Genomic DNA, 22,355 nt, shown 5'->3' on the forward strand with positions numbered 1-22,355 from the left:
GTTGTATGACATCAAATAATGAACGAGAAGATATTTCTCAATCTTTAAAAGTATTTATTGCATTATCTCGTGTACATCGTTCTGTTATGGATACTACAAATAAATCTATACAAAGTAACGGGTTAAATCCAACTGAATTTGCTGTATTAGAACTGCTATATCATAAAGGCGGTCAACCACTTCAGCAAATTGGTGAGCGTATTTTAATAGCTAGTGGCAGCATTACATATGTTGTAGATAAGCTGGAGAAAAAGGGATTAGTAAAGAGAATTCCATGTCCGAATGACAGACGTGTTATTTACGCGCAATTAACTGAGTCTGGCGAGAACTTTATTGCTTCTATTTTTCCGGGGCATGAGAAAGTTATACATCAGTCTTTTGAAATGTTAACGAAAGATGAAAAAGATGAATTACTTGATTTATTAAAAAAAATTGGGAAGTATGAAAAATAATATGTTCCAAAGGAGCTTTGGATAAATAAATCCAAGGCTTTTTTATTTGTAATGAGCTCAGGGCAATCACTGCCGAAATTTGTTGAAAATTAAGAGGAAATTCAAGAATACGTATTGAATTATAATAAAGGTATGTAATGGAGAGGAGGCTCGTTCATGTCATTTAAAGACTATGAATATAAACGCCCAAATATTGAAGAGTTAAAAGAGAAATTTACTGTTGCTTTAGAGAAGTTTGATAACGCAAAAACTGTAGAAGAACAAAAACAAGTCATTCATTCAATTAATGAGATTCGCAACGATTTTGGTACAATGGGAAACCTTTGTTACATTCGCCATTCTGTTGATACGACGGATACTTTTTATAAGGAGGAGCAGGATTTCTTTGATGAATTCTCTCCAGTTGTACAAGGATATGGTACAAAATATTATAAGGCACTCATTAATTCTCCATTTCGTGAAGAATTAGAGGCGTATTATGGAAAACAATTATTTGCTCTAGCAGAATGTGATTTAAAAACATATTCAGATGAAGTCGTGAAAGATTTACAATTAGAAAATAAATTATCATCGCAATATACACAGTTATTAGCATCTGCAAAAATTGACTTTGCTGGAGAAGAAAGAACGTTATCGCAACTGATTCCGTTTATGCAAGGAAAAGAAAGAAGCGAACGTAAAGCAGCAAGTGAAGCATACTACGGATTTTTAGCTGGAAATGAGGAAGAACTAGATCGTATTTATGATGAGCTTGTTAAAGTGAGAACGAAAATCGCAAAATCTTTAGGTTTCAAAAACTTTGTTGAACTTGGATATGCAAGAATGTACCGTACAGATTATAATGCGGAGATGGTGGCTAATTACCGTCAGCAAGTGCTAGATTATATCGTTCCCGTTACAACGGAATTAAGAAAGCGACAACAAGCACGTATCGGTGTAGAGAAGTTAGCTTATTACGACGAAAACTTTGAGTTTGCTACAGGTAACCCAACTCCAAAAGGAGATGCGGATTGGATTGTTGATCATGGAAAGACAATGTATAAAGAGTTATCGGCTGAAACAGATGAATTTTTCAATTTCATGCTAGATAATGATTTATTAGATTTAGTTGCGAAAAAAGGAAAAGCTGGTGGCGGATATTGTACATATATTGAGAATTATAAAGCGCCATTTATTTTCTCAAACTTCAATGGAACATCTGGTGACATTGACGTATTAACACATGAAGCAGGTCATGCTTTCCAAGTATATGAAAGTCGTAAATTTGAAATTCCAGAATATAATTGGCCAACATATGAGGCGTGTGAAATCCACTCTATGAGTATGGAATTCTTTACATGGCCATGGATGAAGCTATTCTTTGAAGAAGATGCAGATAAATATTACTTCTCTCACTTAAGTTCAGCACTTCTGTTTTTACCTTATGGTGTATCTGTTGATGAATATCAACATTATGTATATGAAAATCCTGAAGCATCACCTGAAGAGCGTAAGACAGCATGGCGTAACATAGAGAAGAAATATTTACCACATCGTGATTATGAGGAGAATGATTATTTAGAGCGCGGTGGTTTTTGGCAACGTCAAGGGCATATTTATAGCTCACCGTTCTATTATATTGATTACACGCTTGCTCAAATTTGTGCGCTACAATTTTGGAAACGTGCAAGAGATAATAGACAAGAGGCGTGGGAAGATTATGTGAATCTGTGCCAACAAGGTGGAAGTAAATCGTTCTTAGAATTAGTAGAGGTTGCAAATTTAACATCACCATTTGCTGAAGGCTGTGTGAAAAGTGTTATTACAGAAATTGAAGCATGGTTACATGCGATTGACGACACAAAATTGTAAAAAACATGCGCTTTTTTCACATGTTTAACATCGACATAATGGGAAAATGATGAGATAATAAAAGAAAATTCAGAATACTAAAGGGGTGTTTCTAATAAGGAGCACCTCTTTTCACCAACAAAAGGGGGGGAACAAGTATGCTTCAATCTAATATGGATGTAAGTTTAGAAAGTTTAGTAAATTCATTACAGGCTACTCGAAGCACGCTATTATCAGAAATTGAAATGTTAAATGACACAGAAGTGAATGTAAAGCCACGCCGTGATAAATGGAGTATTATTCAAATTTTACACCACTTGCATTTAGTTGAACAATCTGTCACGTCTGCCCTTGTATATGCTTTACAAAAAAATGAAAGAAACATGACTCCATTTAAAGACCTCCAACTTACGCTTGATCGCACACATAAACGAGAAGCTCCTCAGCAAATGCAACCAACAGAAACTTTAATGAAAAAACAGCAAGGAATTCAATTGCTAGAACATTCACGCCAAGAACTATTACACGCGCTTCATAGTGTTATAGATGAAAAAGATCTATTTGAAAATGGATTAAAGCATCCTGTTTTTAATGATCTGAATTTGTATCAATGGGTTCAATTTCTTGATTTGCATGAACAAAGACATCTTACGCAGTTAAAAGAGGCGAAACATGCAATTTTGCAACGCTAAAGTGGAAGAAGTGGGAAACCACTTCTTTTTTGATACGTGCATAGTTTTCTTTCTTATTTTGGAATACTACATGGAGAAATAAGAAAGAAAAGAAGGAGTTGAAAAAACATGTCTAAGAAGAAGCGAGAAGAAGAGCGCGCCTGGAAAGCACGTAAAGAAAATCAACAACCGCACGGAAAAGTGAAAGCTTTTGCTGAATTAGTTGAAGGAACAGAAAAAACGTGATGAGTATTTCATCACGTTTTTTGTATGAGTGGAAAAGTTAATAAAAAGGTTGTACCGATTCCTTTTTCACTTATAATATCAATTTTTCCATTCATAGCTTGAACAACACTGAATACGACCATCATTCCAAGTCCAGTACCTTTTTCTTTCGTTGAATAAAAGGGCGAACCAAGACGTTTTACTTGTTCTGAATCCATACCGACTCCTGTATCTTTTATATATAACTGAATATGCTTATGATCAGGAACTAATGTGAAATAAAGATCACCGCCTTTTGGCATAGCCTCAATGCAATTTTTTAAAATATTTAATAAACATTGATTTAGTTTTTGCTTTTCTCCAGCGATAAAAAAAGAAGTGCTTTGCTTTATATAATGAGTACGTACATTTGTTAAATTAGCAAGCGGTGTAATTAGCGACAATGCATGTAGTAATTCTTCTTCTAACTGTAATATTTGTTCTTTTTCAATGCTTGGTTTAGCAAAGGTTAAATAATCTGTAAGAACATGATTTGCTTGTTCGATGCCATTAATGGCAATGTCGATATATAATTTTCGTTCCTGCTCAGTGCATGTATCTGATTGTAACAGTTGTAAAAAACCTTTCGTTGAAGTTAATGGATTGCGAATTTCATGAGAGATAGACGCTGCCATTTCACCAATTAAATGAAACTTTTCAGCATTTATAAGTTCATTTTGGAGACGAACTTGAGTTTGTAATATGTGTAGTAAATATAAAATTAGAATCGTACCAAGCATTGAACATAATTCATACACAATAATATGCGGTATATAATCAGTCTTATTTGTAACCTTTGAAAGGAAGAAGGGTATCCAACTAAATCCGTATGTGAGACTGTAGATAATAGCAAGTGTTATTTTTATACGATTATAAGTTCGATTGAAAAATTTATATGTTAATAATAGAACAATAAATAGAAGAACAGAACCGATAAGAGATGGGAAAACACCTACCCCACCTAATAATAAGCGATATATGTTTAATACAACTAAGATAGAACCACCAGCAATAGGCCCTCCCGTTAATGTACCGACAATTAATACAATATGGCGCATATCAAATTGAAAACCATTATTTGTTTTTGCTGCAAATGTAATACAGAGTACGGTAGCGAGGCAACAGAGTACAATGAATATAGCTGAATTTAATTTAGGAGAGCGTTTCCCTTTTTGATTCCAAAATAAATGATATACGAGCATTGTAATCAGGATGAATAATATATTTAAAAAGAGATAAATAATAAAGGATTTCAGTGGGATGCCTCCTCTCTTCTTATATTAAATTAATCATACTATAAAATGAAAGAAATGAAATAATAAATAGCGGAAAAATCAGAAATTTTTACGCTAGTATACAATATGTTACAATAAGCTATGTCAATGAAAGAAGAAATTCCGTGCACTGCGCGGGAGAGGTTCGCGAACTCCCTCTATAAAAAACTATGGAAACAACAATATCCTTAGGTATTGTTTTGTTTTTTTATTGTGACAGTTCAAGAACGTTCTTTCTTCTTATTTATAGTAGAGAAGGAGAATGAGTGAAATGAAAAAAGAAAAAGCAGTTGTTGTTTTTAGTGGAGGACAAGATAGTACGACATGTTTATTTTGGGCAATAGAGCAGTTTGCAGAGGTAGAAGCTGTAACGTTTAATTACAATCAACGTCATAAGCTAGAAATTGATTGTGCAGCGGAAATTGCAAAAGAACTAGGAATAAAGCATACGGTACTAGATATGAGTCTATTAAATCAACTTGCTCCAAATGCGTTAACGAGAACGGATATGGAGATTACACATGAAGAAGGTGAATTGCCATCGACATTTGTAGATGGACGAAATTTACTCTTCTTATCATTTGCTGCTGTATTAGCAAAACAAGTTGGAGCACGTCATATTGTAACGGGTGTATGTGAAACTGATTTCAGTGGTTATCCAGACTGCCGTGACGTGTTTGTGAAATCGTTAAATGTTACTTTAAATTTATCTATGGATTACCCGTTTGTCATTCACACGCCACTTATGTGGATTGATAAGGCTGAAACATGGAAATTATCAGATGAACTTGGAGCATTTGAGTTTGTTCGAGAAAAAACATTAACATGTTATAACGGAATCATTGGTGATGGTTGCGGTGAATGTCCAGCATGTCAACTTCGTAAAGCAGGATTAGATACGTACCTACAAGAACGCGAAGGAGCGAACAACTAATGGATAACTTTTTTGGATTTCGCATCGTAGAGAATTTGCAAAAAATGGACAAGGATATTCAGCGTAAACAACTCAAATACCATAATAAAAGAGTAATGGTCAGCAAGGAATTTACATTTGATGCAGCACACCATTTACACTGTTATGAAGGGAAATGTAAAAACTTACATGGTCACACATATAAAGTTGTATTTGGAATTAGTGGATATGTAAATGAAATAGGTCTTGCAATTGACTTTGGAGATATAAAAGAAATTTGGAAGAATGAAATAGAAATTTATCTAGATCATCGTTATTTAAACGAAACGTTACCTGCAATGAATACGACTGCTGAAAATATGGTCGTTTGGATTTATGAAAAGATGGCAGAAGCACTAACAAAAGAGAATAGAGTGAACGAATATAAAGGAGCTCGCGTTGAATTTGTTCGTTTATTTGAGACGCCGACTAGTTATGCGGAAGTAAGACGGGAGTGGATGCTTGATGAGTAAAATCCCTGTCTTAGAAATATTCGGTCCGACTATTCAAGGTGAAGGAATGGTTGTAGGGCAAAAGACAATGTTTATCCGTACAGCTGGTTGTGATTATAGCTGTGCTTGGTGTGATTCTGCTTTTACGTGGGATGGATCAGCTAAAGATCAAATTAGACAGATGACACCAGAAGATATTTGGGATGAGCTTGTTGCAATTGGAGGAGAAAATTTTTCTCATGTTACGATTTCAGGTGGAAATCCGGCATTATTGAAAAATATTGAGTTTCTTCTTTCTATATTAAAAGAAAATGGAATGCGAACGGCAATTGAAACGCAAGGGAGTAAATGGCAAGATTGGTTACTTCAAATTGATGAGATAACAATTTCTCCAAAACCACCAAGTTCAACGATGAAAACAGATTTTCAGAGGTTAGATGCTATTATTCAGAAACTAGCAGGAAAAGATATTAGTTTAAAAGTAGTAGTATTCGATGATCATGATTTTGAATATGCAGTTAAGATGCACGAACGTTATCCAAAGGTACCATTTTTCTTACAAGTAGGAAACGATGATACAAAAACAGTGGATGATGCGATGCTTATAAAAAAATTATTAGATAAGTATGAATGGCTGATTGATAAAGCTGTAAATTGTAAAGAGATGAATGATGCAAAAGTATTGCCTCAGCTTCATGCGTTAGTATGGGGAAATAAGCGCGGCGTATAACGAGAAGGGATGTTTAAAATGACAGGAAGATTAGATGAAGATTTAAAAGATGTAACATTACTAGGGAATCAAAATACAAAATATTTATTTGAATATAGCCCAGAAATATTAGAGGTATTTGATAATAATCATCCAAACCGTGATTATTTTGTAAAATTCAATTGTCCTGAATTTACAAGTTTATGCCCGAAAACAGGACAACCAGATTTTGCAACAATTTATATTAGCTATATTCCAGAGCAAAAAATGGTAGAGAGTAAATCTTTAAAGTTGTATTTATTTAGTTTCCGCAATCATGGTGATTTCCATGAAGATTGCATGAACGTTATTATGAACGATTTAATTAAATTAATGGATCCACGTTATATTGAGGTATGGGGGAAATTCACACCACGTGGTGGCATTTCAATTGATCCATACTGCAACTACGGGCGCCCAGGGACGAAGTATGAACAAATGGCTGATTACCGCATGATGAACCACGATCTATATCCGGAAACAATTGATAATCGTTAATAGAAAGAAAGGGCCTGTATAGTATACAGGCCCTTTCTTTCTATTATATTATGCATTTTGATTAATGACAGTATAGTTTTTATGACTTACAACTGTAAGAGGTTCCATATCTAGTTCTCTAAAATTCTTCATAATTGTTATATCAACAATAACAGAGTTTTGATTTACTTTTTGAACACGGCCTTGCATTCCACCTTTAAATTCGATGATATCTCCAGTTTCTGCGATCTGCATAAGCAACTCTCCTTGTTACAGTTTTCCCAAAAAAAGAATAAATTTGGGTTTTTTTATTTCCTCCTATTTTGAACCATATTTCCTACTTTGTAAATGTTTCCAAAGTAAAAATTCGAAAAATATTCACTTTTTGTAAGAAAATATGTAGAAAATCCATGTTTTTTGAAAAAAATAGCAAAAATGCGAGAATCTTTATATCGAGGTATAATGAAAAAGTAGAATAACCTGCTGAAGTGGGAGAAATTAGAGGCGGTAAAATGATGTTTGAATTTGTGGGGAGTGTTATAGCTTTAATTTTATTTTTATTTTCTTATATGCATTTAAAAAAGATTCGTCAATATGATACGAGTACATATTTTGATGGGATGGATGGTATCCATGCTTCGATAACACATGATAGTGGTGGGGAGATGTAAAGGTATATAACTTTATTTTCTTGCGTGGTATGATGTTTAGAACTAGTGCATAATAGAGTTCATAAGTGATGAATGGAGAGTGAAAAGAATGAAGATTTCTTTTATTCGTCATGGTCGCTTAGATTGTACTATAGAACCAATGACGGTTACATCCTTTCATGAATGGATAAAAGGATATGACTTACATACTATAACAGAAAAACAACCTATACCATTGGAAACAAGAGAAGCGGTTGAAGTAGCGAAATTGATTGTAACGAGTGATCAAAAGTGTGCTGTACAGTCAGCAGCTGAATTAATGGATTCTTTATCTTTTATACAAAATTCTCTTTTTAGGGAAGCGGCAGTTCCGGCGAGCTTTTATGCGCCAAAATGGTTGAAGTGTAAACTTAACGTATGGATGTGTATTGGACGAGCATTATGGATACTTGGTTACCATAAAAATGTTGAATCTTATAAGGAAGTAAGAGAGAGGGCAAGGCAAGCAGCTTACGTATTACATCGTTATGCTCTCGTACATGGAAGTATTGCTCTTGTAGGTCATAATTATTTTAATTCGATGATTGGAACGGAGCTGAGGGCAATGGGATGGTCTGGTTCGCCTATTTTGCATAGAAAGCCATGGGGATGTACAACATATACGTTTCACGAGGCGATGGATGGAAATATATTAAATACGAATTTAACATAAAAGCACACGATTTATATAAATCGTGTGCTTTCTTTTTAAGATACAGAAATTTTGACGTTTAATGGTTTTACGAGATGAGCATAAGGTTCGCCTACTAGCATAACAATTTCATCTTTTTTATAACCTAACTTTTCGTATAGTGAATAGGCGCGTGTGTTTTCTAAATTAACAAGTAAAGCGATTTTTTCATGCCCTTTTTCAGTTGCATAGATTTCGGCAGCTTCAATTAATTTAGAACCGATACCTTTTCCGCCGTGTGCACTTGAAACTGATAGTGTATCAATGTAATACTCATCAAGCTCAGCTTCTTTTTCTAACGTAATTGATTCATCTTTATGTAATTCTCTTAAGTGATGTACAATTGGTGCGTCAAGCTGTGTTGCTTCACTACCGTGATAAGCGACAATAACTCCAACTGCACTCTCGTCTTGTTCATAGACAAAACAGTTTTCGTAGCTCAGACGGTTATTTTCTTTTGAGAACCATGTCTCAAGTCCTAGTAATACTTCTGCTTCATCTGTGCTACCTGTGATTTTTTCAGCAATTTCATGCAGAGCATTATACAATAAAGGAGCTATTGCCATTGCATCTGTCTTTTTTGCTTTCCGAATCATAGTATCCCTCCTAGTTCTATTTGTATATTGTAGCATAGTGGTATGGAACTTTGCATAATTGAATGCCGAAATGTTTGATATAGAGAAGTAGCTATGTTAGTATATGATATTTAGTGGACATATAGTAAAACGATATTGTTTGCGAAATAACGAAAATAAAATCATGGCATAACAACGAGATAAAGTGAAACGTTAATCAGTAAGATTTTTTGTTCATTCCACGACTGATTAGTAGTCAACACCAATCGCACTACCTGCAAATAGCGGGATAAATTTACAGTTGTTGACCTATAGAATATACGATAAAATAAAATATTGCAGAGAGGTGAAATACATGGATAAAGAATTAGCAAATACAATTTTAGATCAGCTAAAAAATGGTGAAATAAAGGAGTATGTTGTTACGAAAGATGTATTTTATACGTTCAGAGAAGTTGTTGTAAATAGAGAAGACTTTAAGCATTTCATTGGTAACGCACAGCGAGGCGGGCAAGTGATTTATACATATTCAGAAACGCCACGTTCATAAAGAGGAATTTTGATCAGCAGGGCATCTCTCACTGATTAGTAGCCTTTCACCAATCGGACGTTTAATGCGGGATAAATAAAAGATAAAGGAGAGGGGAATTATGGGCGATTTTAAACAAGGCATTTTACCACATTGGGATTATATGTGGAAAGATAGAGCCGGCAATCGATTTATGGGAATGGTTATGTATCCAGAGAAACGAAAATGTTCAGCAAAAATGCTTCAGAAAATAAAAAGAGCATATGAAGAAGCAGTAGAAATTAAAGTAACTGTACAAGTTCGACATACATATCAGTACGTAGAAGGAATGATTGTATACTTTGATGAAGAGGCTCCGGTATGTACAATGATTGATAAAGATGAAAATCCGCATCATATATTTGTAAAAGATATTTTGCGCATTGAGCACTCTGAATAAACTTTTCATAAATAAATTGAAGTTCCATAATAATAATCTTTTTCTATAATAGTTATCTTTTAGTATGTAACGAGAAACGAAAGTATATGTATAATATATTTAATAAGGTAAATTTGATAAATGTAATCGTTTTTTAGAGCAGATTATAGTTTCATATCTGTTCTTTTTTGCGTGATGCTGGAGAAATATATTTCTTCAGCATCTACCGTTTTATGACAAAATATATTGTTAACTTTTTTAAAAATAAGGTTAAATTCGTTGACAACTTTTTTGAAAAGCACTTTATTGACATGAGTTTTAGAATGTTGTTTCATAGTCATTGTATTGAAAAAAAACGGCTATCATGTCGAAAAGTAAAAGTTAAAAAAAGAAAGAATTTATACATATATCTTGTGTCTTATTTTGAAACGTAATACAATATATAGAGAAATCAAGAACAACATATAGAGAATATAGATTTGAGAGGGAGGGTCGGAAATGTTAGTTGCATATGATTCTATGACAGGAAACGTGAAGCGTTTCATTCACAAATTAAATATGCCGGCCGTTCAAATTGATGAAGATCTAGTAATAGATGAAGACTTTATTCTTATTACGTATACAACAGGTTTTGGCAATGTACCAGAACGTGTTTTAGACTTTTTAGAGCGCAATAATGAAAAATTAAAAGGCGTATCTGCAAGCGGCAATCGTAACTGGGGAGACATGTTCGGTGCAAGTGCTGACAAGATTTCTACTAAATATGAAGTGCCTATTGTATCAAAATTTGAGTTATCTGGAACAAATAACGATGTAGAATATTTTAAGGAAAGGGTGCGGGAGATTGCGACACATTGAACTGAATAATGAAATCACGCAAATGCAGGACGGTTTTTATCAGCTTCATAAAGATAAAGAGGCATTAGAAGTCTTTATGGAAGAAGCTAGAGAGAATACCGTTCCTTTTAATAGCGTGGCAGAGCGAATGGAGTATATGAAAGAACATGATTACTATTACAACGTTCTGGACGAGTATAGCTTGGAGGAAGTAGAGGAAGTATATAACATCGCTTATGGTGAAAACTTCGAGTTCCAATCTTATATGGCAGCATCTAAGTTCTACAAAGATTATGCGTTAAAAACGAATGATCAAAAACAATACTTAGAAAGCTATGAAGATCGTGTAGCAATTGTTTCATTATACTTAGGACGCGGTGATGTTTCGAAGGCAAGACAATTCGCAAGCATGATTGTAAAACAAAATTACCAACCAGCGACACCAACCTTTTTAAATGCGGGAAGAAGCAGAAGAGGAGAAATGGTGTCTTGTTTCTTGTTAGAGATGGACGATAGCTTAAATTCGATCGGCTTTAACATTAATACTGCGATGCAATTATCGAAAATCGGCGGGGGAGTAGCTTTAAACTTATCTAAACTACGCGCACGCGGTGAGCAAATTAAAGGTATCGACAACGCTGCAAGTGGCGTAGTACCTGTTATGAAATTGCTTGAAGATTCGTTTTCATATGCGAATCAGCTTGGCCAACGAAAAGGTGCCGGTGCAGTATATTTAAACATTTTCCATTGGGATATTATTGAATTCCTTGATACAAAAAAAATAAATGCCGATGAAAAGAGCCGTATTCAGTCTCTATCAATCGGAATTATCGTTCCAAGTAAGTTCTTTGAGCTTGCTGAGAAAAACGAACCTTTCCATGTTTTCGCGCCTTACACGGTGTATAAAGAATACGGAAAGCATTTAGATGACATTGATATCGATGAAATGTACGATGAATTAATGAGCAATCCGAAAGTGAAGAAGAAGCCACTAGATATTAGTGCACGTGATATGCTTATTAAAATCGCTATGATTCAGCTTGAGTCTGGTTACCCATACTTAATGTTTAAATCAAATGCAAATAATCAACATCCATTGAAGGATATTGGAACTGTGAAGATGTCGAACTTATGTACAGAAATCTTCCAGCTTCAAGAAACTTCAGAAATAAATGATTACGGTACAGATGACATTATCCGTCGTGATATTAACTGTAACTTAGGATCGTTAAATATCGTAAACGTAATGGAAAATAAAGAAATTCGTGAAGCAGTTCATGCGGGAATGGAAGCTTTAACAGCTGTTTCTGATATGACGATTATTCCGAATGCACCAACTGTGAAAAAAGCAAATGACGAGCTTCATTCAGTTGGACTTGGAGCAATGAACTTACACGGATATTTAGCAAAAAATAAAATCGCTTATGAAAGTGCAGAAGCGAAAGAATTCGCTCGTACATTCTTTATGATGTTAAATTACTACTCTATTGAGAAAAGTATGGAAATCGCTACAGAAAAAGGCGAGACATTTAAGGACTTCGATAAATCTGATTATGCGAATGGCACATACTTCGAAAAGTATGAAACGACAGATTACAGCCCAGTAACTGAAAAAGTTCAGCAACTATTTGAAGGAATTCATATTCCAACAAAAGAAGATTGGACAAGTTTAAAAGAGCAAGTGCAGAAGAATGGTTTATACAACTCATATCGTCTTGCCATTGCTCCAACACAATCAATCAGTTACGTTCAAAATGCAACTTCAAGCGTAATGCCGATCGTAAGTCAAATCGAATCAAGAACATATGCGAATGCGACAACATATTATCCAATGCCGTATTTATCAAAAGATACGTTCTGGTACTATAAATCTTCTTACGATATGAATCAGTTTAAATTAATTGATTTAATCGCAGAAATTCAAGAACATATTGACCAAGGAATTAGTACAATTCTTTACGTTAATAGTGATATTTCAACACGTGAATTAGCACGTTACTACATCTATGCACATAAAAAAGGCTTAAAGAGTCTGTATTATACGAGAACACGTAAATTAAGCGTGGAAGAGTGTGTGGCTTGTACCGTTTAATATAAAAAGTGAGACATGATGAGCAGGGTTTTCTGAACCCTGCTCATGCTTAGTTATCATATTTAGAGAAGGGGCGATTTAATGCGTGCGGTAAACTGGAACAAAAAAGAAGATGATTTTAGTTTAATGTTTTGGAAGCAAAACATCGCTCAGTTTTGGACAGAAGAAGAAATTGCGGTTTCGTCTGACAAAAATACTTGGGTGCAATTATCGAAAGAAGAGCAAATTGCTTATAAGCGTGTATTAGGTGGTTTAACACTTTTAGATACGAAACAAGGTGGCGAAGGAATGCCACTTGTACTGGTTCATCTTGAAAATTTACAAGCGAAAAGTGTATTAGCTTTCATGGGAGCTATGGAAGAAGTACATGCGAAAAGTTATAGTCACATTTTCACAACATTAGCTACAGAAGAAGAGATTGATGATATTTTTGACTGGGTAGACAATCATCCGTTACTTGAGAAAAAAGCTGGTATTATTACTAGTTACTATCGTCGTTTATTAAAGCCTGAAGTAACAAAAAAAGAGTTATACATGGCAATGGTAGCAAGTGTGTTCTTAGAAAGTTACTTATTCTATAGCGGATTCTTCTATCCACTTTACTTAGCTGGTCAAGGAAAACTAACAGCAAGTGGTGAGATTATCAACTTGATAATTCGTGATGAGTCAATTCACGGCGTATTCGTCGGTATTTTAGCACAACAAATCTTCGCAGAACTTTCTGCAGAAGAGCAACAAGAAGTGCAAAAAGAAACACAAGAGTTATTAATGGAACTATATGAAATTGAAATGGCCTATACAGAAGAAATTTACACTTCTATCGGTCTTGTAGAAGATGTAAATCGTTTCGTTCGTTACAATGCGAATAAAGGGCTTATGAACTTAGGACTTGAGCCGAAGTTTGAAGAAGAAGAAATTAACCCAATCGTTTTAAATGGTTTACGTACAGATACGAAAAACCATGATTTCTTCTCTGTAAAAGGAAATGGTTACGTAAAAGCAACGAACGTTGAAAAGTTAGCTGACGATGACTTCGTGTTTAACTTTTAATATAGGATTATAAAGAAAAACTGTCTTATTCATTGATAAGACAGTTTTTCTTTATAATTTTGTTTACATAACACTATTATTTTTGTATAGCGATTTATATTTGGGAAGTTCTATTCGTTTAACGGATAGAACTTTTTTGTAATTAAATGGGTATTTACAAACTTTTTGTATCGGTGTATTATTTAACTAGTACACTAATACAAAAGGAGGGAAGAAATGAAAATAGAGTTTTCTCCAAATACACCAATTTACATTCAGGTAATGGAATACATAAAAAAAGAGATCGTAACAGGACATTTATTACCTGGTGATAAAATTCCCTCTGTCCGTGAATTAGCGAGTGAATTACAAGTGAATCCAAATACGATTCAGCGTACATTTCAAGAGCTAGAACGGGATGGAGTTGTTGTCACACGTAGAGGAATGGGACGGTATGTAACGAATGAAGGGGAGAAAATTATGGAGCTGCGAAAAGAGATGGCGAAAGAATTACTTCATTCTTTTATAGATGGAATGGACAATTTAGGTTTTTCAGAAGAAGAAATTCTTACAATTCTTCGTTCTTCATTACATGATAAGAGGGAGGAGAGCCAATGACAGAGCTATTGAAAATAGAAAACTTATGGAAGAGATACGGATTAAAAGCAGTGATCCGTGAATTAAACATAGAGATTACGGAAGGGAAAATCGTTGGGCTTGTTGGAGATAACGGGAGCGGGAAAACGACGTTATTGAAAATGATTGCAGGCTTGCAACACCCTTCTGAAGGTAGTATTACAATAGACGGTAAAAAGGTAGGGTTACAGACGAAAGAAATTGTTTCATTTATGTCCGATAAGCCAATCTTTGATGATTGGATGACTGTAAAAAACGCTTTATTTTTCTATCGAGATTTTTATAAAGACTTCGATATTCAAAAAGCGGTAGATACGATTGCAGAATTTAAAATACCGTTAGAAGAAAAAATTACAGCATTGTCAAAAGGTATGGTTGAGAAGTTGCAGATTATTTTAACGTTTTCTCGAAAAGCGAAGCTATATGTACTGGATGAGCCATTGGGCGGGATTGATCTTGTTTCTAGAGAACATGTACTTGAGTTAATACTTAAATTTTATCGTGAAGATTGTACGCTACTTATATCGACTCATTTAATAAGAGAAATCGAAAATATATTCGATGAAGTAATCTTTTTGAAAGATGGAGAAATAATAATGCATGAAAATGTGGAAGAACTACGATTTCAAAAGGGTAAAGCAGTACATGAGCTGTTTAAGGAGGCCTATGAGAAATGAGTCAGCTTTTTCTTTATCTATATAATTGTAATAAGAGAAAGATAGCCATTATTTACTTTGGTTTTATTACAGTTTCATTAATTCTTTTATTTAATATGAAAGGAGTTTCAGGAGTTAGAATTTCAGGTAGGCAAGATATAATTATTATTATATTCTTTATCGTACTAGGTATAAATGGATTTGCAATTCTTTTAACAGGTATATCGTCTTTTCGGAAAATGTTAAAAAACTCTATGCTACGTTATACTTCTATTTCAGCAAAAAAGTATATATGTGCAAATAGTTTATTCTGTGTACTACTCTTTATGATTTTGCTAGGAATAGGAATCATTTTTCTATACTATTTTTCTTTAAATATTTACAATGGAAAAACTAATTTAGGTATTCAGCAAGCAATACACAGTTTATATAATTATGGAATATTACATCATATGTTATCTATTTTCTTATGGGGACTAGATTTTCTTAATATGCTAGTTTCTATTTATTTCATTATAGTAATTGTAAAACTATTAAATGTGAAATCATCTATGAATAAAGTTGCTTGTTTAGTTTTATTCGTCATTTTTACCGCATTTAATGGAGGAATAACGTATATTTTTCAGCAAATAGAAAAGTATGTGTTTGCTATAAATAATATTGGATTTATAGATCAAAATGGTTTTTTAAATACATCATTTTATTCTGGTACAGAGGTTACAATTTTAAATCTATTTTTTAATTGTTTATTAACAATTATATTACTAGTAGTTACAGGTCACATAGTCGATAAAAAACTAGAAGTCTAAAGGAGGAATCAGCATTGGGAAACGTAGTAGTAAAGTTAGAGAATGTTCGAAAAAAGATTGGTGGAACGGAAATTATTCGTGGTTTATCATTTGAGGTTCGTGAAGGAGAAGTATACGGATTCCTTGGACCGAACGGTAGCGGTAAGACGACGACGATCCGTATGATGACAGGTCTTATTTCAATGACAGAGGGCGATATTACAATTTGTGGACATAGTATTCGCTCAGAGCGTGAAAAGGCACTAGAGCAAATTGGAGCGATTGTAGAAAATCCTGAACTATATGATTATATGACAGGGATGCAAAACTTAAAGCATTTTGCGAACATGGCCATTACACCAATTAGTAAAGAGCGCATTGCTGAGATTGTAAAGCTTGTTGAGTTAGAGCATGCGATTCATAAAAAGGTGAAAACATATTCACTTGGTATGAAACAACGTTTAGGAATTGCACAGGCATTACTGCATCAGCCGAAAATCTTAATTTTAGATGAACCGACAAATGGATTAGATCCAGCTGGTATTCGCCAAATTCGTGATTATTTACAACGTTTAGCGAAAGAAGAGAATATTGCTGTAATCGTATCAAGTCACTTATTGAGTGAAATTGAATTAATGTGTGATCGCGTCGTTATTATTAAACAAGGTGAGTTTGTACAAGAGTACAACTTACATGAAAAAGTGAAACATGATGAGGCAGTCGTTGTAGCGTTTGAAGTAGATGAAGTTCAGAAAGCAAATGAAATCATTAAAGGTAAAGCAAAAGGGAATGTAATTGTAGCATCTGTAACAAAAGACAACATTCCGCAACTTGTAAAAAAACTTGTTCATGCTGATGTGCTTGTATACGGAGTTACTGTTCAAAATAAAACGTTAGAGGATGAGTTCTTAGCGATTACTGGGGGAGTGAAAGCGTAATGTTTAAATTAATTCAAAATGAATTTTTAAAGTTGCATGCGAAAAAAGGTATGTATATTTTAATGGGTGTCATTGCGGCACTCGAAATTTTAGGTACTTTAGCAATGTTGAAGTGGGGAAAAGGTGATGAGTTTAAGGGATCATATTTAGATTATGCAAACTCAGAGATTGGCTTAATTGTTTTATTTACAACGATTTTTGGGATTACACTTGCTGCCCGTACTCTTACTGATGAGTTCCAAAAAGGTACAATTAAACAATTGTTAATCCGTCCAAGAAAAAGACTTGCAGTTTTATTTTCTAAATATATTACAGTGTTATTAGCAATGTTATTTATCGTATTAGCTGGTATGCTAATTGCAATGATTATTGGCGGTATTGTAATGGATGGTAGTAAAACAGAATTAACATTAGGAATCGTTATGAAGTCCACTTTATATCAACTACTTTCACCGTTCTTTTTTGCAACACTTGCATTTTTCCTAGCAAATGTCTTTAGAAAATCTGTATTACCATTAATTATTACGATGTTCCTATTCTTCTTACAAGGTGCAATTAATATGGTATTAATAATGTTTGCAAAAGGTGTAGCGAAGTTTGTAGTATTCAACCATTTGGATTTAAGAGCTTACGATAGTAATAAATTAATCAATGGTGGAATGGAACCAACATTTACAGAATTTACGTTTACAACTTCATTATTACTTGTAGCTGCATACTTTGTTGTGTTACTTGTAGCATCAAGTGCATTATTCCAAAAACGTGACGTATTATAATAAAAGAAATCCCCGCTTGTAAAAACGGGGATTTTTATTACATAAATTTCACTTGGATTGCAACTTGAAGAACAGCGATATGGTATTTTAAGAGCTATGTTGTTTGAAAGTAATTGAGAAAAATAGGAAGGGTTTCAACTATATTCATATTATAATGTAGTTATCCGACCATTTACTTTTACTATCTTTGGAGGTGTTCTATATGCACTATGCATTTTCACGTATAAGGCTACGCAGCTTTTTTGGATGGATGATTATAGGGGTGTTCCTTATAATGATACCATTAGGTCTAGCAAATGTTTCTGAGAATACGATGGAGGTTATTTCACAAATAACTGTATTTTTTGTATTTCCATTACTTTGGCTATACGTAAAAACAAATAAAAATAATATTGTATTTAACAGTTTTTTTGATAAGCCAGGACGTTTATCTTGGGGATTAATTGTATTAGCAACGATAATGGGGATGATTTTTTCAGTTGGCATATCTCAGATTCAATTTTACATATTAGCACATACGTTACCGAATTTCTTAGTTACTATGCTAGAAGACGGAAATGTTATTAATACGAGTAACGTATATATGACGATATTTACTTTCATTTCAGCATGTGTGTTAGCACCTATTATGGAAGAGGTTATTTTTAGGGGATTTTTCTTACAGCGAATGGCTCATAAATGGGGAATTAAAAAAGCTGTAATTATATCTTCAATTATTTTTGGCCTAGGACATTTTGATGTTATTGGTGCGTTCATGTTTGGTGTCGTTATGTGTCTTTTATACATAAAGACAAAAAATATATGGACGAATATAGCTGTGCACGCTCTAAATAATTTGATTGCAACAAGTATGCAATTTTTCGGTGGAGAAGAAAGTGGTACAATCTCAATTACTGAATTACAAGCGCAAAGTAATTTATGGATCGGTATCGGTCTTACAGTTGTTGGATTACTATGGTTAATTCCGTATGTTTGGAAACAATGGCGTACAGTAAAAGAAGTTGGCGTGCCACCAGTACGTTTTATAAATGAGCAAAAAGTAGTGAATTCATCACAAGAAAATGAAGTGTATAGTCAAGTGATCGTAACCGATAGATTGATGGCCATAGAGTTACCAGATGAGGCTGTAAATAAGCTTCGGTTAGAAGAAAATGATTATGTAACAGTAGCTGTAGAAGAAGATAAAATCGTTATAAAGAAAGCACATAATAGATAATTAAAAAGTAGCTCTTAGGAGCTACTTTTTAATTTGTAATAATTTCTACACGAAAATTATTACCGTTCTTGACATATTTAATATCTGTAACAGTGCGGACTGTCTTTAAAATCTCCACTTTTTCACCAATTCGCGGGATGGTCGGAACATTGTCCCAAATACCAAGCAAGTCATCTAATTGTGCCGTTTTTTCATAAAACCAGATTTTCAATGTAAAGCCCCTTTCTCGAATTTTATGTATTTTAATACATAATATATTATTTTTATTCTTATTGTAAGGGGTTTTTTTATAATTTATGAATAAAAATAAATTAATCTTCTGGGAAGATATGTTCAATATCAGGAGTAAGAGATACTTCTGATAATACGATATGAGAAACTGTCGTTGCATATGAAGAAACATCATTGATAAATTCTTCAAGTTCAACGAGTGAAGGAACAGAAATTTTTACAATGTAGCATAAGCTTCCTGTTACTCGGTAACAAAAACTTGCAGATGGATAAGACTGAATAAACTGTTGCATACGTGTTGTATCACCATTTTTTAAAGTGATTTCTAAAATACAATCTAAAACTAGTCCTGCTTTTTTATAGTCGATATCGATTGTATATTTTTGAATAACGCCTTCACTTTCAAGTTTACGAACACGTTCTGCAGTAGACGGAGCAGATAAGTTTACTCGTTTCGCCAATTCACGCATAGAAAGGCGACTATCATTATATAATTCATTTAAAATTTTTCGATCAACACGGTCTAGTTGCATTTGTAAATATACCTCCAGTAAAATAATGATTTTTGTAAAGGAAAAATATAAATTAAGATTCATATGAAATGTAAAGTGAACGTTATTTATTTTACAATAAAACAGAAGGAAATAGGAGGGGAAATGATGGAGAGAATTTCATTATCAAATGTAGGAGATACAAAGTTTCAAAAGTTATTAGGGCATAATTCGGATATATTACACTCGTGGAGTACGTTAGAAGATACACTGTACAATAAAGGGACTCTTTCAGCAGAGTTGAAGGAGCAAGTGAGAAGAACATTAGCGTATGGGAATGAATGTCCGTACTGTATGGCAAAGGGAAGACCTGATGATGTGCAAAAGGCAGAGGAGATTGGTGTAGCCGTTACTTTTGCGCATACATTTGTTCATGACCGAAAAGCAATAGATGATACTATGTTTCACGCTTTAAAACAATATTGGACAGAAAAAGAAATTGTAGAGCTTTGCGCCTATGTTTGCTTTATTACTGCGTCACAACAACTTGGTTTTCTATTTCAATTACAGCCAAATTAAGGGGGAAATGATGACAAATCAAATAGCACTTATCATAATCGATGTACAAAAGGCATTTCAATTACCAGATTGGGGCGAGAGAAATAATATTTTTGCTGAAGAAAACATGAGAATTTTGTTAGAAGAATGGAGAAAAAGGAAACGACCAGTTTTTCATATTCAACATGTAAATAAAGAAAATGCTCAGTCAATGTTTTATGAGAGAGCGGAAACGGTAAACTTTAAAGAAGAAGTGCAACCACTACTTGGTGAAGTGGTTATTCAGAAATTCGTTAACAGCGCGTTCATTGGGACAAATTTAGAAGAGCAATTAAGAAAGAACAAATGTAATGCAGTAGTGGTTGTAGGATTAACGACAAATCATTGCGTGGAAACTACGACACGAATGGCAGGGAATTTAGGATTTACAACATATTTAGTGAGTGATGCAACGGCTACTTTTAACCGTATAGGTTTAGATGGTAAAGAGTATAGTGCAGAAGATATTCACAATATGACACTTGTAAATTTACATGAAGAGTTTGCTACGATTGTGACGACAAAAGAAGTGTTAAAATTATTTTAAGAAAATAATTGCGAATTATGTAGAAAAAAATAAGAATATTTCGTATAATCTAAGTACAATCATTTTGAAAATAGGGGTGGCATCATATGGAGCAAATTTCAGTAAAGAAATTAGAAGAGGTACTTGTTGTAGCAGGGGATGATAAACAGAAGCAAAAGGAATTTTATGAATTGCTCTTATCTACTGAGTTTTATGTTGCTGGTTCACTAGAAGCAGAGGACGGGGCAACAGAAGGAATACTTCGTTTGCGTCATTTCCAAGGAGAAGGTAGATGGATCGTTCCGTTCTTTACACAAATGGAATTTGTAAAAGATGTGTTGCCAGAAGGAACGCCCCTTATTACGATACGTGGGAAAGAGTTATTTGGTAGCATTGAGAAAGATGCTACAGCTGTATTAAATGTTGGCACTGATATAAGTAAAACATTTATTCCAGAAGAAATTGCAGATATCGCATCTGGACGAATTTTTAATTATTATAAGTAAAAGGAAAAGCGTAATCGCTTTTCCTTTTACTTTTTAATTTGAATATGAAGTGGCTATACCAGAAGAAATAGAGACTGTTTTATTATTCGTGTTTATTGTCGCTGTAGCTCCAAGTGGAATACCGATGTTTGGACTTATATGTCCAATTGGTAAATCGAATAGGACAGGTATATGATATGGCGCGAAATATTCATATAATATTGTTTGCAATGATTGAGAGGGCTTTGAAGGAGTGCAGTCGTGACAACTTGTGAAAATAACGCCCCTGCATTCATTAAACTTTCCAGATAAAAGTAGCTGATTTAACATACGGTCAATGCGGTACGGTTCTTCACCAATGTCTTCAAGTAATAAAAGTGTATTGTTCGTAATTATCTCGTAGGGCGAGCCAATTATACTTGTTAACACAGCTAAATTTCCTCCAACTAACGTACTTGTAACTGTACTGTGAGAGCTAGGTACGATACATTCTGATGCAGATAAAATGGTTGAATACGGATGGAATAGCTGATTAAAAGAGGATAAAGATAGGGAATCAATGCCTTTTCCTAGCTCTTCAATCATCGGACCATGAAATGTTATAAGCTTTGCATAACGTGAAACAGCAGTATGTAAAGCTGTAATATCGCTATATCCCCAAAAGATTTTTGGATTTTGCCTAATAACTTCATATTGAATGTGAGGAAGAAGACGAGCACTTCCATAACCACCTCGTGCACAAAAAATTGCCTTCACTTCATTATTTGTAAATGCTTCATGTATATCGTCAAGCCGAACTTGATCACTTCCGGCTAAAAATCCATATTTCTCGTAAACACTCTTCCCGATTATTACGGATAACCCCATCTCTTGTAATACATTCACACCTTTTAATACACTTTCGATTGTAGGTGGACCAGATGGTGCAATAATCATTACTGTATCACCTTGTTTTAATGCATTTGGATAAATCATTAAGCTCAGCCTCCTTCTCTTTCAATATATTCGCTTCATATGAAGTTCAACCCTTGCAAA

General features: G+C 34.0%; 30 protein-coding genes and 1 riboswitch. Of the genes, 24 read left to right on the top strand and 6 right to left on the bottom strand.

Translation table 11 applies throughout. The annotated features are described in order from the left end of the window. Positions 1–5 precede the first annotated feature (5 nt). The 4 genes from C3Y97_RS06685 (at position 6) to C3Y97_RS28035 (ending at position 3,199) form a co-directional block, all read left to right on the top strand. Positions 6–452, top strand: coding sequence for a MarR family winged helix-turn-helix transcriptional regulator (locus tag C3Y97_RS06685; protein WP_000203336.1), 447 nt, complete (start codon positions 6–8; stop codon positions 450–452). A 156-nt stretch (positions 453–608) separates the two neighbouring features. Beyond that, positions 609–2,303, top strand: coding sequence for a M3 family oligoendopeptidase (locus C3Y97_RS06690; RefSeq protein ID WP_000008577.1), 1,695 nt, complete (start codon positions 609–611; stop codon positions 2,301–2,303). A 137-nt stretch (positions 2,304–2,440) separates the two neighbouring features. After that, the gene (locus C3Y97_RS06695; RefSeq protein WP_000941961.1) at positions 2,441–2,974 is read left to right on the top strand and encodes a DinB family protein; all 534 of its coding nucleotides are present in this window, start codon (positions 2,441–2,443) and stop codon (positions 2,972–2,974) included. A 108-nt stretch (positions 2,975–3,082) separates the two neighbouring features. Next, positions 3,083–3,199 carry a DUF6254 family protein gene (locus tag C3Y97_RS28035; protein WP_000038355.1) on the top strand — a complete coding sequence of 39 codons (117 nt, stop codon included), beginning with the start codon at positions 3,083–3,085 and terminating at the stop codon, positions 3,197–3,199. Between the two features lie 11 nt (positions 3,200–3,210). Here the strand turns inward: C3Y97_RS28035 and kinB are convergent, their stop codons facing one another. Further along, entirely contained in the window at positions 3,211–4,419 is a 1,209-nt protein-coding gene (gene kinB / locus C3Y97_RS06700; protein ID WP_136363212.1) for a sporulation sensor histidine kinase KinB, read from the bottom strand. A 206-nt stretch (positions 4,420–4,625) separates the two neighbouring features. Further along, positions 4,626–4,669, top strand: a riboswitch (PreQ1 riboswitch). Between the two features lie 93 nt (positions 4,670–4,762). Between kinB and queC the strand changes: the two genes are divergently transcribed. From queC to queF, 4 genes are read left to right on the top strand one after another with little or no spacing between them, the layout of a single operon-like run. Next, on the top strand, positions 4,763–5,425 hold the full coding sequence (gene queC, locus C3Y97_RS06705; RefSeq protein WP_000711595.1) for a 7-cyano-7-deazaguanine synthase QueC: 663 nt from the start codon (positions 4,763–4,765) through the stop codon (positions 5,423–5,425). After that, positions 5,425–5,916 carry a 6-carboxytetrahydropterin synthase QueD gene (gene queD, locus C3Y97_RS06710; protein ID WP_000368414.1) on the top strand — a complete coding sequence of 164 codons (492 nt, stop codon included), beginning with the start codon at positions 5,425–5,427 and terminating at the stop codon, positions 5,914–5,916. Before queC ends, queD begins: the two co-directional genes overlap by 1 nt. Beyond that, the gene (queE, locus tag C3Y97_RS06715; protein ID WP_000036294.1) at positions 5,909–6,625 is read left to right on the top strand and encodes a 7-carboxy-7-deazaguanine synthase QueE; all 717 of its coding nucleotides are present in this window, start codon (positions 5,909–5,911) and stop codon (positions 6,623–6,625) included. The genes queD and queE overlap by 8 nt, the downstream gene beginning before the upstream one ends. Before the next feature lie 18 nt (positions 6,626–6,643). Beyond that, on the top strand, positions 6,644–7,141 hold the full coding sequence (gene queF, locus C3Y97_RS06720) for a preQ(1) synthase (protein WP_001986050.1): 498 nt from the start codon (positions 6,644–6,646) through the stop codon (positions 7,139–7,141). Positions 7,142–7,189: 48 nt separating this feature from the next. Here queF and C3Y97_RS06725 read toward each other — a convergent pair whose 3' ends face one another. Beyond that, positions 7,190–7,375: a YkvS family protein gene (locus tag C3Y97_RS06725; protein WP_001165082.1), complete on the bottom strand. Its 186-nt coding sequence runs from the start codon at positions 7,373–7,375 to the stop codon at positions 7,190–7,192. 260 nt (positions 7,376–7,635) lie between these two features. Here C3Y97_RS06725 and C3Y97_RS06730 point away from each other — a divergent pair, with 260 nt between their 5' ends. Then, positions 7,636–7,791, top strand: coding sequence for a hypothetical protein (locus tag C3Y97_RS06730; protein WP_000461432.1), 156 nt, complete (start codon positions 7,636–7,638; stop codon positions 7,789–7,791). A gap of 88 nt (positions 7,792–7,879) precedes the next feature. Next, positions 7,880–8,482 (top strand): hypothetical protein, encoded by a 603-nt coding sequence (locus C3Y97_RS06735; RefSeq protein ID WP_000703104.1) that lies wholly within the window; start codon positions 7,880–7,882, stop codon positions 8,480–8,482. Positions 8,483–8,517: 35 nt separating this feature from the next. Here the strand turns inward: C3Y97_RS06735 and C3Y97_RS06740 are convergent, their stop codons facing one another. Then, positions 8,518–9,096 (bottom strand): GNAT family N-acetyltransferase, encoded by a 579-nt coding sequence (locus C3Y97_RS06740; RefSeq protein WP_000619542.1) that lies wholly within the window; start codon positions 9,094–9,096, stop codon positions 8,518–8,520. Positions 9,097–9,430: 334 nt separating this feature from the next. On the opposite strand from C3Y97_RS06740, the gene C3Y97_RS06745 reads away from it, so the two are divergent. The 11 genes from C3Y97_RS06745 to C3Y97_RS06800 all read left to right on the top strand — a co-directional run bounded on the left by C3Y97_RS06745 (position 9,431) and on the right by C3Y97_RS06800 (position 18,990). Continuing rightward, positions 9,431–9,625 (top strand): hypothetical protein, encoded by a 195-nt coding sequence (locus tag C3Y97_RS06745; protein ID WP_000356684.1) that lies wholly within the window; start codon positions 9,431–9,433, stop codon positions 9,623–9,625. Positions 9,626–9,725: 100 nt separating this feature from the next. After that, positions 9,726–10,043: a hypothetical protein gene (locus C3Y97_RS06750; RefSeq protein WP_000502205.1), complete on the top strand. Its 318-nt coding sequence runs from the start codon at positions 9,726–9,728 to the stop codon at positions 10,041–10,043. Positions 10,044–10,520: 477 nt separating this feature from the next. Then, entirely contained in the window at positions 10,521–10,880 is a 360-nt protein-coding gene (gene nrdI / locus C3Y97_RS06760) for a class Ib ribonucleoside-diphosphate reductase assembly flavoprotein NrdI (protein WP_000959447.1), read from the top strand. Further along, positions 10,867–12,951: a class 1b ribonucleoside-diphosphate reductase subunit alpha gene (nrdE, locus tag C3Y97_RS06765; RefSeq protein WP_001215839.1), complete on the top strand. Its 2,085-nt coding sequence runs from the start codon at positions 10,867–10,869 to the stop codon at positions 12,949–12,951. The genes nrdI and nrdE overlap by 14 nt, the downstream gene beginning before the upstream one ends. 81 nt (positions 12,952–13,032) lie before the next feature. Further along, complete coding sequence (gene nrdF / locus C3Y97_RS06770) at positions 13,033–14,001, top strand: class 1b ribonucleoside-diphosphate reductase subunit beta (protein ID WP_001203029.1); 969 nt, start codon at positions 13,033–13,035, stop codon at positions 13,999–14,001. Positions 14,002–14,217: 216 nt separating this feature from the next. Beyond that, positions 14,218–14,598, top strand: coding sequence for a GntR family transcriptional regulator (locus C3Y97_RS06775; protein ID WP_000687512.1), 381 nt, complete (start codon positions 14,218–14,220; stop codon positions 14,596–14,598). Further along, entirely contained in the window at positions 14,595–15,293 is a 699-nt protein-coding gene (locus C3Y97_RS06780; RefSeq protein ID WP_000137744.1) for an ABC transporter ATP-binding protein, read from the top strand. The genes C3Y97_RS06775 and C3Y97_RS06780 overlap by 4 nt, the downstream gene beginning before the upstream one ends. After that, a complete protein-coding gene (locus C3Y97_RS06785; protein WP_000080432.1) occupies positions 15,290–16,081 on the top strand; it encodes an ABC transporter permease in 792 nt (263 codons plus the stop codon). Before C3Y97_RS06780 ends, C3Y97_RS06785 begins: the two co-directional genes overlap by 4 nt. A gap of 14 nt (positions 16,082–16,095) precedes the next feature. Continuing rightward, positions 16,096–16,998 (top strand): ABC transporter ATP-binding protein, encoded by a 903-nt coding sequence (locus C3Y97_RS06790; protein WP_000528788.1) that lies wholly within the window; start codon positions 16,096–16,098, stop codon positions 16,996–16,998. Continuing rightward, on the top strand, positions 16,998–17,774 hold the full coding sequence (locus C3Y97_RS06795; RefSeq protein WP_000475456.1) for an ABC transporter permease: 777 nt from the start codon (positions 16,998–17,000) through the stop codon (positions 17,772–17,774). The genes C3Y97_RS06790 and C3Y97_RS06795 overlap by 1 nt, the downstream gene beginning before the upstream one ends. Positions 17,775–17,976: 202 nt before the next feature. Continuing rightward, complete coding sequence (locus C3Y97_RS06800; RefSeq protein ID WP_000558808.1) at positions 17,977–18,990, top strand: CPBP family intramembrane glutamic endopeptidase; 1,014 nt, start codon at positions 17,977–17,979, stop codon at positions 18,988–18,990. Between the two features lie 28 nt (positions 18,991–19,018). On the opposite strand, the gene C3Y97_RS06805 is transcribed toward C3Y97_RS06800, so the two are convergent. Together C3Y97_RS06805 and C3Y97_RS06810 are read right to left on the bottom strand one after the other, a co-directional pair. Beyond that, positions 19,019–19,201: a DUF3913 family protein gene (locus tag C3Y97_RS06805; RefSeq protein WP_000707107.1), complete on the bottom strand. Its 183-nt coding sequence runs from the start codon at positions 19,199–19,201 to the stop codon at positions 19,019–19,021. A 100-nt stretch (positions 19,202–19,301) separates the two neighbouring features. Then, a complete protein-coding gene (locus C3Y97_RS06810; RefSeq protein WP_001175498.1) occupies positions 19,302–19,754 on the bottom strand; it encodes an Lrp/AsnC family transcriptional regulator in 453 nt (150 codons plus the stop codon). A 126-nt stretch (positions 19,755–19,880) separates the two neighbouring features. Here C3Y97_RS06810 and C3Y97_RS06815 point away from each other — a divergent pair, with 126 nt between their 5' ends. The 3 genes from C3Y97_RS06815 to C3Y97_RS06825 all read left to right on the top strand — a co-directional run bounded on the left by C3Y97_RS06815 (position 19,881) and on the right by C3Y97_RS06825 (position 21,341). Further along, complete coding sequence (locus C3Y97_RS06815; protein ID WP_000439756.1) at positions 19,881–20,291, top strand: carboxymuconolactone decarboxylase family protein; 411 nt, start codon at positions 19,881–19,883, stop codon at positions 20,289–20,291. Positions 20,292–20,301: 10 nt separating this feature from the next. After that, positions 20,302–20,856: a cysteine hydrolase family protein gene (locus C3Y97_RS06820; protein WP_000184436.1), complete on the top strand. Its 555-nt coding sequence runs from the start codon at positions 20,302–20,304 to the stop codon at positions 20,854–20,856. 86 nt (positions 20,857–20,942) lie between these two features. After that, positions 20,943–21,341, top strand: coding sequence for an SseB family protein (locus tag C3Y97_RS06825; protein ID WP_000435265.1), 399 nt, complete (start codon positions 20,943–20,945; stop codon positions 21,339–21,341). 33 nt (positions 21,342–21,374) lie between these two features. Here C3Y97_RS06825 and C3Y97_RS06830 read toward each other — a convergent pair whose 3' ends face one another. After that, positions 21,375–22,295, bottom strand: a complete 921-nt coding sequence (locus C3Y97_RS06830) for a S66 peptidase family protein (protein ID WP_000640079.1) — start codon at positions 22,293–22,295, stop codon at positions 21,375–21,377. Between the last annotated feature and the right edge of the window lie 60 nt (positions 22,296–22,355).

The organism is Bacillus sp. DU-106 (assembly GCF_004799705.1).
Lineage (GTDB): Bacteria > Bacillota > Bacilli > Bacillales > Bacillaceae_G > Bacillus_A > Bacillus_A cereus.